Genomic DNA, 12,091 nt, shown 5'->3' with positions numbered 1-12,091 from the left:
GCCGGTCAGCCGCGGCTGACGAGTGACCTCAAGAAGAAGGCCAGGTTCGCGGGGCGCTCCGCGAGGCGCCGCATGAAGTAGCCGTACCATTCGGTGCCGTACGGGACGTAGACGCGCATCCGGTTGCCTTCGGCCACCAGCCGCTCCTGCTCGGCGGCGCGGATGCCGTAGAGCATCTGGAACTCGTACTCGTCCTGCTTACGACCGTAACGCGTGGCCAGATCCTGGGCGATGGCCACCATGCGGGGGTCGTGCGAGCCGACCATCGGGTATCCCTTGCCCGCCATGAGGATCTTCAGACAGCGCACATACGCCTTGTCGACCTCGCGCTTGTCCTGGAAGGCGACCGCGGCGGGCTCGTTGTAGGCACCCTTGACCAGCCGGACCCGGGAGCCCTCGCCGGCCAGCGCGTGGCAGTCCCCCTCGGTCCTGAACAGGTAGGACTGGACGACGGCGCCGGTGGCGGGGAAGCGCTCGCGCAGCTCGCCGAGTATCGCGAGCGTGGAGTCCACGGTGGTGTGGTCCTCCATGTCGAGGGTCACGGTCGTCCCGGCAGCGGCGGCGGCCTCCACCACGGGCAGCACGTTCGCGTGGGCCAGCTCGTGACCGCCGGGCAGCGCCTGGCCGAAGGCGGACAGCTTCACCGACATCTCGGCCCGGTCCGCCAGCCCGGCGGCGGCCAGTGCCTCGGTCAGCGCGAGGTAGGCATCGCGGTTGCGCAGGGCCTCGGAGCGGTCGGTGATGTCCTCGCCCAGATGGTCAATGGTGACCTCCATACCGCGCGAGGTGAGCGACGTGATGCCCTCCAGCGCCTGATCGAGCTGCTCGCCCGCCACGAACCGGTCCACCATCGGGCGGGTGACCGGCGCGGCGGAGACGAGGCGGCGGATGCTGTCGCTGCGCGCGGCGGCGAGAAGCACGGGTCCCAGCACTGGGCACCTCCACTGATTGTTCTTGTGCCGGGCTCGACGGCGCGGGAGCGCGGGAGCCACCCAGAACGTAAGGTTCCCGTCACCTCGCGGCCATCGACACCTGTCACGCGTCCGTGCCCTGCATCTCAGACAGATGTATGAGAATGGACGGACGGCCCCGCACAGCTGCCCGGGGAGCACTTCCCGCGCAGCGGCCGACAAGCGCGGACAGCGCAGGGCGGCAGGGCAGGGAACGAGCGACGACGGAGGCCCGGGCGGCATGCGCGAGGACTATCAGGCGCTGATCGACGAGGTCTCCCAGCTGGTGGGCACGCCCGCCACGCTGGAGGGCCGCGACTTCGCGCTGATCGCCTTCGGCGCACACGAGAGTGGGGGCGACGAGGACGAGGCAGGCATCCCCCCGCTCGATTCGGTGCGCACCCGCACCATCCTCCAGCGCCGCTCCACGCCCGCCGTCCGCGCCTTCTTCGAGAGCTTCGGCATCACCCGGGCCACCGGCCCCGTCCGCGTCCCGCCGCAGGCCGCCAACGGTGCGTCGCCCCCGGACCAGGGGACCGGGATGGTGCACGGCCGCATCTGCCTGCCGGTGCGCGAGCGGGGCGTGGTCTACGGCTACATCTGGCTGCTGGACGACGGGGCCCTGGAGCTGACCGATCCCCGGCTGACCGCCGCGATGGCGGTGGCCGACCGCGCGGGCGCCCTGTTGGCGGCCCGGACCCGCGACGAGACCCGCACCGGGGAGCTGCTGCGTGCCGCGCTCGCCCCTCTCGGCGACGGCGCGCGGGACGAGGCGCTGGCCGGACTGCGGACCGCGCTGGGCTCCGCCACCGCCTCGGGGCCGCTGGCGCTGGTCGCCGTCACGCCCTGGCCCGAGGACGAGTCCCCCGGCCCCGGTCGCGGCCCGGTGCCCGCCGCGATCCCCCGGCTGGCCGCGCAGTGCGCGCGGGACGGCGCACTGGCGGTGCTCGTACGGCTGCGCGGCCCGCACGGCCTGGAGCCCGCGCGCACGGCGGCCGAGCGACTGCTGCGCTCCCCCGTCTCCGTCTCCCCCTCCGGTGGCGGAGGCGGCGGCACGGACACGGGCGGATCAGGGCCGGGGCCGGGGCCTGCGCAGGGGCCTGGACCCGGGCCGGACGCGCGGTCGGAAGCGGGACCGGACACGGCCGCAGGGCCGACCGCCGGGCTGAGCGCGCCGCGCACCGGGGTCGCCGGGCTGCCCGAGGCGTGGGCCGAGGCCCTGGCGGCGGCGCGTGCCGCACGGGCCGAGTCGCTGCCCGGCGCGCTCGCCGAGTGGGACGCCATCGGCCCCTACCGCATGCTGGCCCGCCTCCGGGGTGCGCCGGGCACGCATGCGGCGGCGGCCCCCGACCCTGTGGTACGGGAGCTGCTGCGGCCGGCACACCGCGAACTGGCCCGCACCGCCGAGGTGTTCCTCGACTGCGCGGGGCAGGCGGGCCGCACGGCGGCGGCCCTCGGCGTCCACCGGCAGACCCTCTACTACCGCCTCTCCCGGGTGGAGCGCCTCACCGGCCTGGACCTCGACGAGGGCGAGGACCGCCTCCTGCTGCACATGGCCCTCAAGGCGGCCCGACTGTGAGGGGCTGACGGACGCTGACGGACGCTGACGGCCGCTGAGGGACGCTGAGGGACAGGGCCGCGCCAGTGGTCCGGAGCCCGGGGCCGGGGCCCGGACGCGACGGGACCGCGCGGAGAGGTCTCCGCGCGGTCCCGTTCCGTCTGTCCCTGGTGTCAGGGGATCGGATCGTCCGGTCCCTGCTTCCGGGCCCGGCCTCAGTCCGTCAGGTTGACGCCCTGGGCGCGGGTGGCGCCGATCTCGCCGGCGATCTCCGCGAGCACCGGGGTGTCGATCGTGCCGTCGACGGTCAGCGCGACGAGCGCCTCGCCGCCCTCCTCCGCACGGGAGACCTGCATCCCGGCGATGTTGATGCCCGCCTCGCCCAGGATGCGTCCGACGGTGCCTACGACGCCGGGGCGGTCGCTGTAGCGCAGGAAGGCCATGTGGTCGGCGAGCGCGAGGTCCACCCCGTGGTCGTTGATGGCCACGATCTTCTGGAGGTGCTTGGGGCCCGCCAGGGTGCCGGAGGCTGAGATCTCCTCGCCGTTGGCCAGGGTGCCGCGCACGGTGACCACGTTGCGGTGCTCGGCCGACTCGCTGGAGGTGGTCAGCCGCACCTCGACGCCGCGCTCCTGCGCGAACAGCGGCGCGTTGACGTAGGAGACGGTCTCGGCCACCACGTCCTCGAACACGCCCTTGAGCGCGGACAGTTCCAGCACCTTGACGTCGTGCTGGGTGACCTCGCCGTAGACCTCGACATCCAGCCGGACGGCGACCTCGCCCGCGAGCGCGGTGAAGATCCGGCCCAGCTTCTCGGCCAGCGGCAACGCGGGGCGCACATCCTCGGCGATCACGCCGCCTTGGACGTTGACCGCGTCCGGGACCAGTTCGCCCGCCAGCGCCAGCCGTACCGACTTGGCGACGGCGATGCCCGCCTTCTCCTGCGCCTCGCCCGTCGAAGCGCCCAGGTGCGGGGTGGCCACGACCTGGTCGAAGGCGAACAGCGGGGAGTCGGTGCACGGCTCGGAGGCGTAGACGTCCAGGCCGGCGCCCGCGACCCGGCCCTCCTTGATCGCGGCGGCCAGCGCCTCCTCGTCCACGATGCCGCCGCGCGCCGCATTGACGATCCGCACGTCCGGCTTGACCTTGCGCAGCGCCTCCTCACCGATGAGCCCGAGGGTCTCGGGGGTCTTGGGGAGGTGGACGGTGATGAAGTCGGAGACCTCCAGCAGCTCGTCCAGCGAGAGCAGCTTCACCCCCATCTGCGCGGCCCGCGCGGGCTGCACGAACGGGTCGTAGGCGACGACCTTCATGCCGAAGGCCGACATGCGCTGGGCGACCAGCACGCCGATGCGGCCGAGACCGACGACGCCGAGGGTCTTCTCGCTCAGCTCGACACCGGTGTACTTGCTGCGCTTCCACTCGCCGTTCTTGAGCGCGGCGTTGGCCTGCGGGATGTTGCGGGCCGTCGCGATCAGCAGTCCGCAGGCCAGTTCGGCGGCGGTGACAATGTTGGACGTCGGCGCGTTGACGACCATCACGCCGGCCTTGGTGGCGGCGGGGACATCGACGTTGTCCAGGCCCACGCCCGCACGGGCCACGACCTTCAGCTTGCCCGCAGCCGCGACGGCCTCGGCGTCGATCTTGGTGGCGGAGCGGACGAGGACGGCATCGACATCGGCGAGAGCGGGGAGAAGTTCGGACCGGTCGGCGCCGTTGCACTGCCGGATCTCGAAATCCGGACCGAGCGCGTCGACGGTGGCGGGCGACAGCTCTTCGGCGATGAGTACTACGGGCTTGCTCACGTGGTCTCCAAGTCCTGGCGGATCATCCCCGCGCGGCAGCGGGGCAGGTGGCCGGCCGAGTCCCGACGGCCGTGCACGGAGGAGGGGGGTGTCATCCCCGCGGGCGCAGGGCAGACGCACGACGCTGTGAGCCTGTGTGCTACGCAGTCTAGCCGCGCGCAGGTCGCGGCAGCAGACGTTCCGGGGGTTCCCCGGGGGCAGCCGCACCGCCGCCGCACCCGGCGGCCACGGGGCGGCGCCCGTGGGGGCCGGATCCCGTCGTCGCCGGGTGCGGGGGCCGGCCGGACCGCGTCCGGGGAGGGCCTGCGGAACCCTCCCGGAGGCCCTCCGGAACCTTCCGGACGAGGGACCTACTTGTCCTCGTCCACCCAGCTCATCAGGGAGCGCAGCTTCTTGCCCGTGGTCTCCAGGAGGTGGTCCTGGTCGGCCTTCTTGTACTCGTTGTACTTGGGCAGGCCCGCGTTGTACTCGGCCATCCAGTTGTTGGCGAAGGTGCCGTCCTGGATCTCGGCGAGCAGCTTCTTCATCTCGGCCTTGGTCTGGTCGTTGACCACGCGCGGGCCGCTGACGTAGTCGCCCCACTCGGCGGTCTCCGAGACCGACCAGCGCATCTTCTCCAGGCCGCCCTCGTACATGAGGTCCACGATCAGCTTCAGCTCGTGGAGGCACTCGAAGTAGGCGATCTCCGGCTGGTAGCCGGCCTCGACCAGGGTCTCGAAACCGGCCTTGACCAGCGCCGAGGTGCCGCCGCAGAGCACGGCCTGCTCGCCGAACAGGTCGGTCTCGGTCTCCTCGGTGAAGGTGGTCTTGATCACACCGGCCCGGGTGCCGCCGATGCCCTTGGCGTAGGAGAGGGCGAGCGCCAGCCCGTTGCCGCTCGGGTCCTGCTCGACGGCCACGATGCACGGGACGCCGCGGCCCTCCTCGTACTGCCGGCGCACGAGGTGGCCCGGGCCCTTGGGGGCGACCATGCACACATCGACCGTGGCCGGGGGCTTGATGAAGTCGTAGCGGATGTTGAGTCCGTGCCCGAAGAACAGCGCGTCGCCGTCCTTCAGGTTCGGGGCGATGGACTCCTCGTAGATCCTGGCCTGGAGCGGGTCCGGGACCAGCACCATGATCACGCTGGCTTCCTTGACGGCCTCGGCCGGCGAGGTCACCCGCAGGCCCTGCTCCTCGGCCTTGGCGCGGGACTTGGAGCCCTCGTGCAGGCCGACCCGGACATCGACGCCCGAGTCGCGCAGGGACAGCGCGTGGGCGTGGCCCTGGCTGCCGTATCCCAGAACCGCGACCTTGCGGCCCTGGATGATGGACAGGTCGGCGTCGTCGTCGTAGAACAGCTCGGCCACTGGGGAATTCTCCTTGTGCGTGAAAGGGGTGACGGGGGACGACGGAAAACGCGGCCCCCCGTTTCTGCTCCGCCGCCGCGGCGAAAGCCGCGGCGGCGAGGGGTACTCAAGCTGTACCAGCAAGTGCGCCGTCAAGCAGAGCGTTCGAGTGCGCGCAGGCTCCGGTCGGTGATGGAGCGGGCGCCGCGCCCTATGGCGATCGTGCCGGACTGCACCAGTTCCTTGATGCCGTACGGCTCCAGCATCTTCAGCATCGCCTCCAGCTTGTCGGCGCCGCCGGTGGCCTCGATGGTGACGGCCTCCGGCGAGACATCGACGGTCTTGGCGCGGAAGAGCTGGACGATCTCCACGATCTGGGAGCGGGTGTCGTTGTCGGCGCGGACCTTCACGAGGACGAGTTCACGCTGGACGGCGGACGCCGGCTCCAGTTCAACGATCTTGAGAACGTTGACCAGCTTGTTGAGCTGCTTGGTGACCTGCTCCAGTGGCAGGTCCTCGACGTTCACCACAATGGTGATCCGCGAGATGTCGGGGTGCTCGGTCACGCCGACGGCGAGCGAGTCGATGTTGAAGCCCCGGCGGGAGAAGAGCGAGGCGATCCGGGCGAGGATGCCGGGGGTGTTCTCGACCAGGACGGAGAGGGTGTGCTTGGTGGACATCTGCTCGTGCCTTCCGTTCCGGATCAGTCGTCGCCGTCGCCGAAGTCGGGGCGCACGCCGCGCGCCGCCATGACCTCGTCGTTGGAGGTGCCTGCCGCGACCATCGGCCAGACCATGGCGTCCTCGCTGACGATGAAGTCGACGACGACGGGGCGGTCGTTGATGGAGTTGGCCTTCTCGATCACCGCGTCGAGCTGTGCGGGGTCCTCGCAGCGGATGCCGACGCAGCCCATGGCCTCGGCCAGCTTGACGAAGTCGGGGAGGCGGGTGCCCCGGTTGGGCTCGCCCTCCTCGCCGTTGTGCAGCACCGTGTTCGAGTAGCGCTGGTTGTAGAAGAGGGTCTGCCACTGGCGGACCATGCCCAGGGCGCCGTTGTTGATGATGGCGACCTTGACGGGCGCCCCGTTGAGGGCCGCGGTGACCAACTCCTGGTTGGTCATCTGGAAGCAGCCGTCCCCGTCGATGGCCCACACGGTGCGATCCGGCATGCCGATCTTGGCGCCGAGCGCGGCGGGCACGGCGTAGCCCATGGTGCCCAGGCCGCCGGAGTTGAGCCAGGTGGCGGGCTGCTCGTAGTCCACGAAATGCGCGGCCCACATCTGGTGCTGGCCCACGCCGGCCGCGAAGATCGTGCCCTCGGGGGCCAGTTGGCCGATGCGCTCGATGACCTGCTGCGGGGCGAGGGAGCCGTCCTCGGGCAGGTCGTAGCCCAGCGGGTAGGCGTCACGCCAGCGGTTCAGCTGGACCCACCAGTCGGCGTAGCGGTCGCCGGAGCCGGCGCCGGGCCTCTCGGCCGCCTCGGACTGGAGGGCGACCACCAGGTCGGCCAGCACCTCGCGGGCGTCCCCGACGATCGGCACGTCGGCGACGCGGTTCTTGCCGATCTCGGCGGGGTCGATGTCGGCGTGGACGACCTTGGCGTGCGGCGCGAAGGAGTCCAGCTTGCCGGTGACGCGGTCATCGAAGCGGGCGCCCAGGGCGACGATCAGGTCGGCCTTCTGGAGCGCGGTGACGGCGGCGACGGTGCCGTGCATGCCGGGCATGCCCAGGTGCTGGGGGTGGCTGTCGGGGAAGGCGCCGATGCCCATGAGGGTGGTGGTCACCGGGGCGCCGGTCAGCTCGGCGAGCACCTTCAGCTCCGCGGTGGCGCCGGAGCGGTGCACGCCGCCGCCGACGTAGAGCACCGGGCGCCGGGATTCGGCGATCAGCTTGGCCGCCTCGCGGATCTGCTTGCCGTGCGGCTTGGTGACCGGGCGGTAGCCGGGCAGGTCGGTGGCGGGCGGCCACTGGAAGGTGGTCCGGCCCTGGAGCGCGTCCTTGGCGATATCGACGACGACGGGCCCCGGGCGCCCCGTGGAGGCGATGTGGAATGCCTCCGCGATCGTCTTGGGGATGTCGTCGGGGTCCCTGACCAGGAAGTTGTGCTTGGTGACCGGCATGGAGATGCCGCAGATGTCGGCTTCCTGGAAGGCGTCCGTGCCGATCGCGCCGGAGGCCACCTGTCCGGTGATGGCGACCACCGGCACCGAGTCCATGTGCGCGTCGGCGAGGGGGGTGACCAGGTTGGTGGCGCCGGGGCCCGAGGTGGCCATGCAGACGCCGACCTTGCCGGTGGCCTGCGCGTAGCCGGTGGCCGCGTGGCCCGCGCCCTGCTCGTGGCGGACCAGGACGTGGCGGACCTTGGCGGAGTCCATCATCGGGTCGTAGGCGGGCAGGATGGCGCCGCCGGGGAGACCGAATACCGTGTCGGCGCCGACTTCCTCAAGGGAGCGGATGAGGGACTGGGCGCCCGTGATGCTGGGGGCGGCCTGGGCCGGCACGGAAGTCTGCTGCTGTCCGCCGTTTCGGGCCCGCGGCTGCGGCTTGGGGGCCCCGGTGGCCTGCTCGGTCATCGGCTTATCTCTTCTCGAAGAGTGAGGGGTGACGCTCGTTTTGGGCTGTTTTGGGGAGGTGCTGCCGGTGTGTGCTCAGGTGCTGGTGCAACAAAAAACCCCTCGTGCCGGGAGGCAAGCGAGGGGAGCGCGCCGCTGTGGTCGCGGGGTGGTGGGAACCCCGGTCAGCCGACGCGCTTTCCAAGTACGAGAATTCGGGTGCGCATGTTGACGACCCTCTCCCCGTAGGCCCCAGGTGTCAAGCGGGTGGGACAGGCGTCTCAGTATTCGAGCGCCGCGGGGGACGGGTCACAGCCTCGGACCCAGCCGTACCCCCCTGCCGTACGGGCAGCACGCCCGCGACCGCGACAGCCCGGCCCCCGGGGGCCCCGGGCCCCGCAGGCCCACCCGGACGCGTCCCCGGATGGCTGCCGGGGTGCTCCTCACCGTGTCCCGAGGCACCCCCGCTGCGGCTGGACTCGGGCACCGCGTAGACGCCGTGCGCCAGTGCCCGGCGCAGCCGGTGCTCGTCCAGCGGACCGGAGAAGACGGCGCCCTGTCCGTGGGTGCAGCCCATCTCGCGCAGCAGTGTGGCCTGCTCGGGCAGATCCACCCCTTCCGCGACGGTGGTCAGCCCCAGGTCCCCGGCGATCCTGAGCAGCCCGGCGGTGATCTTGCGCTGCCGCGACGACTCCACGATGCCGTCCGTCAGCCCCCGGTCCAGACGCAGTATGTCCACCGGCAGCCGGCGCAGCGCGGAGATCGAGGCGCCGCCCGAGGCCCCGCTGCCGAAGCCGTCCAGCGCGATGAGCACGCCCAGCCGCCGCAGCGCGGTCAGCCGCCGCTCCAGCTCGTCCAACGGGATCCGGGGGTCGCTGTCGGACAGCTCCAGAATCAGCGCACCCGGCGCCCCGGGAAGCCCGGCGGACCCGGCGGGCACCCCGAGCGCCGCGGCGCCGCCGGTCGGGCCCGGTGCGGCTGCCAGCCCGTGCCTGGCCAGCAGCGCGCCCACGCTGCGCGGCTCCATCCCCGGCTCGGTCAGCCGCCGCGCGGACAGCCGTACCGTCACGGGTGCCCCGTATCCGGCGCGCTGGCGGGCCGCGGCCTGCTGTACGGCCTCCTCCAGCAGCCAGCGGCTCACCTCGGCGGCACGCTCGCCGCCGGTGCCGCGCGCCTCACGCGCCGAGGCGCCCTCGGTGCGCAGGAACTCCGCGGGGGTGAACAAGATGCCCTGGGCCGAGCGCCAGCGGGCCTCGGCGGCCACCGCGGTGATCTTGCCGCTGGCCAGCTCCACGATCGGCTGGTGCAGCAGCGCGAACTCACCGTCGTGCAGCGCGCTGCGCAGCCGGGCCGCCAGCTCGGCACGCTTGACGACCTCGGCCTGCATCTGCGGCGCGTACAGCTCGACGCGCGCCTTGCCCGCCTGCTTGGCGCGGTACATGGCCAGGTCGGCGTTGCGCATCAGGGCGCTGGGGGTGATCCCGGGCTCGGCGAAGGCGATGCCGATGGAGGCAGCGACCCGCACCTCCGTGCCCTCGACCCGGTAGGGGTCGGAGAGAGTGAGCCGGAGCCGGTCGGCGATGTCGTGGATGCGCAGCTCGCGCTCGGCGTCGGGCGCCTGGCCCGGCTCTCCGTCGCCCCGGATGAGCACGGCGAACTCGTCGCCGCCCAGCCGGGCCGCCGTGTCGCCCGAGCGCACGGACTCGTGCAGCCGCCGGGCGGCCTGTACCAGCAGTTCGTCCCCGGCCTGGTGGCCGACGGTGTCGTTGACGGCCTTGAAGCCGTCCAGGTCGATGAAGAGCACCGCGGTGCCGCAGTCCCCGCCGCGCCGCCCGCCGATGGCCTGGCGCACCCGCTCGGTGAACAGGGCCCTGTTGGGCAGGTCGGTGAGCGCGTCGTGGGAGGCGTTGTGCTGCAACTGCGCCTGGAGCCGCACCCGTTCGGTCACATCGCGGCTGTTGAAGATGAGGCCGCCCTGGTAGCGGTTGACCGTGGACTCCACGTTCAGCCAGTGGCCGTCACCGTGCCGGAAGCGGCACTCGATCCTCGTGCAGGACTCGTGCTCGGAGGAGGAGGCAAGGAAGCGGCGCAGCTCGTGCAGCACCTGACCGAGGTCCTCCGGGTGTACCAGCGAGGCCAGTTCGGAGCCGACGAGCTGGTCGGCCTCGCGGCCGTATACCCCGGCCGCCGCGGGTGAGACGTAGCGCAGTATGCCGGTGGAGGCGGCGATCATGATGACGTCGCTGGAGCCCTGCACCAGGGAGCGGAAGTGGTTCTCCTTCTGCGCCAGTTCCTGGGTGAGGGTGATGTTGTCCAGCAGCATGATGCCCTGGCGCAGGACGAGCGCGAGGACGACGGTGCAGCCGGTGAACAGCACGACCCGGTCGATCTCGCGGCCGTCCAGGGAGTTGTAGAGGATGCCCAGGGTGCACACGGCGGCGGCCAGGTACGGCGCCAGCGCCGCCAGCGAGCCCGCGAGGGGTCGGCTGGGGTGGGTGGCGCGCGCCTCGGCCTCCCGCGCGGTGGCCAGCGGCTCCGGCTCGGTCTGCTGCTGCCCGCTGTGCGGGGTGTGCCGGGCGACCCAGGGCGCGTAGGCGAGCAGCAGGGAGCCTGCGAACCAGCCCGCGTCCAGCAGCTGCCCGGAGGCGTAGTGCTCGCGCAGCATCGGTGAGGTGAACAGCGCGTCGCACAGCACGGTGAGCGCGAGCGCCCCGATGGCGGTGTTGATGGCGCTGCGGTGTGCCGAGGCCCGCCGGAAGTGCAGCACGAGCACCATGCTGACCAGCACGATGTCCAGCAGCGGGTAGGCCAGGTTGAGTGCCGCCCGGGCCACCGAGTCCCCCTGCCAGTAGTCGGTGTGGGCGAGCGCGAGGGACCAGGACAAGGTGAGCAGCGAGCCGCCGATCAGCCAGGCGTCGAGGCCGAGGCAGGCCCAGCCGGCCCGGGTGACGGGGCGCTTGGCCAGCACCAGCAGGCCGACGATGGCCGGGGGTGCGAACAGCAGGAAGCAGAAGTCGGCCATCGAGGGCCGGGGCATCAGCTCCCCGAGCACCGGTTCGTACCAGCCCCATACGCCGTTGCCGAGCCCGGCCATCAGTGAGGAGATGCCGAACAGGAGCCAGGCCGGCCAGCTGTCGTCGCGCTGCCCCGCCCCTCCTCGCCCGCCGTCCGTACGGCTCTGGCCCGCCCGGCCCGCGTGGCCCACCGGGCCGTTGGCCGTCCGGTCCGCCGCGCTCATCGCGCCGTCACGGTCCTTCGGGTCCTTCCTCGCCTTCTCCGCCGCCCCGTCCTCTGCGGACCCCCCGCACCGCTGACGCGCGCTCGCACGCAGGGTGCGCGCATACCACAGGCAGGAGCCACCGGCGAGGAACGCGCCCGCGCTGAGCCCGAAGTCGCCCATGAACAAGGAGAGGGTCCGCGATCCCCAGCCGAGGGCCGCGCCGAGCGCGTAGGCGGCGCAGACGGCCGCGAGTGCCAGCTGTGGTACGAGGCCCGTCCGTCCCGCGGCGCCGGAGCCTCCTCCGCGCGGCTCCGGCGTCACGGTGCGGCTCCGGCCGGAGCCCACGGAACCCATGGGGTTCGCGGTCGCGGTGGTCATCCAGTACCGGCCCCGCCCCGGGGCCGCTTCGTGGGTGGTCATGGCGTCACCACCCGCGGGGACGGCGGCTTCTTGACGGTGCCCGGCCGCCCGGTCCAGCGGTCCGCCGCGGACGCGGAACGCGGGGGCCGCGTACGGCGGTTGAGATGTTGGCTTGCGCAGCCCCTGTGCCGTGCGCGGCAGTTCGTCCGTTGATCGTGCATTCGCCCGTCGCCCCCCTCGTGTCCGGGTTTCGCCCCCCGATCGGGACGATACACCAGGTTCGTTACTCAGGGACATAGTGCCAATACAGACGGTAACT

The 12,091-nt window shown here is 72.2% G+C and carries 7 protein-coding genes; 1 reads left to right on the top strand and 6 read right to left on the bottom strand.

From position 1 onward, the window contains the following. Positions 1 to 5: 5 nt before the first annotated feature. A complete protein-coding gene (locus ABD339_RS26560) occupies positions 6 to 932 on the bottom strand; it encodes a proline dehydrogenase family protein (protein ID WP_344569384.1) in 927 nt (308 codons plus the stop codon). Positions 933 to 1,191: 259 nt separating this feature from the next. Here ABD339_RS26560 and ABD339_RS26555 point away from each other — a divergent pair, with 259 nt between their 5' ends. Beyond that, positions 1,192 to 2,529 (top strand): PucR family transcriptional regulator, encoded by a 1,338-nt coding sequence (locus tag ABD339_RS26555; protein WP_344569382.1) that lies wholly within the window; start codon positions 1,192 to 1,194, stop codon positions 2,527 to 2,529. Positions 2,530 to 2,723: 194 nt separating this feature from the next. Here ABD339_RS26555 and serA read toward each other — a convergent pair whose 3' ends face one another. From serA to ABD339_RS26530, 5 genes are all read right to left on the bottom strand, one after another. Beyond that, entirely contained in the window at positions 2,724 to 4,313 is a 1,590-nt protein-coding gene (gene serA / locus ABD339_RS26550; protein WP_344569380.1) for a phosphoglycerate dehydrogenase, read from the bottom strand. 350 nt (positions 4,314 to 4,663) lie between these two features. Further along, on the bottom strand, positions 4,664 to 5,662 hold the full coding sequence (ilvC, locus tag ABD339_RS26545) for a ketol-acid reductoisomerase (RefSeq protein WP_344569378.1): 999 nt from the start codon (positions 5,660 to 5,662) through the stop codon (positions 4,664 to 4,666). Between the two features lie 131 nt (positions 5,663 to 5,793). Next, positions 5,794 to 6,321 (bottom strand): acetolactate synthase small subunit, encoded by a 528-nt coding sequence (ilvN, locus tag ABD339_RS26540; RefSeq protein WP_344569376.1) that lies wholly within the window; start codon positions 6,319 to 6,321, stop codon positions 5,794 to 5,796. A gap of 23 nt (positions 6,322 to 6,344) precedes the next feature. After that, positions 6,345 to 8,213, bottom strand: a complete 1,869-nt coding sequence (locus tag ABD339_RS26535; RefSeq protein WP_344569374.1) for an acetolactate synthase large subunit — start codon at positions 8,211 to 8,213, stop codon at positions 6,345 to 6,347. Between the two features lie 238 nt (positions 8,214 to 8,451). Further along, positions 8,452 to 11,832 carry a putative bifunctional diguanylate cyclase/phosphodiesterase gene (locus tag ABD339_RS26530; protein ID WP_344569372.1) on the bottom strand — a complete coding sequence of 1,127 codons (3,381 nt, stop codon included), beginning with the start codon at positions 11,830 to 11,832 and terminating at the stop codon, positions 8,452 to 8,454. Between the last annotated feature and the right edge of the window lie 259 nt (positions 11,833 to 12,091).

This window comes from Streptomyces axinellae, from assembly GCF_039532135.1.
GTDB classification, from domain to species: domain Bacteria; phylum Actinomycetota; class Actinomycetes; order Streptomycetales; family Streptomycetaceae; genus Streptomyces; species Streptomyces axinellae.
The sequence above is the reverse complement of the archived record's forward strand: the minus strand, read 5'-3'. Positions and strand labels throughout refer to the sequence as shown.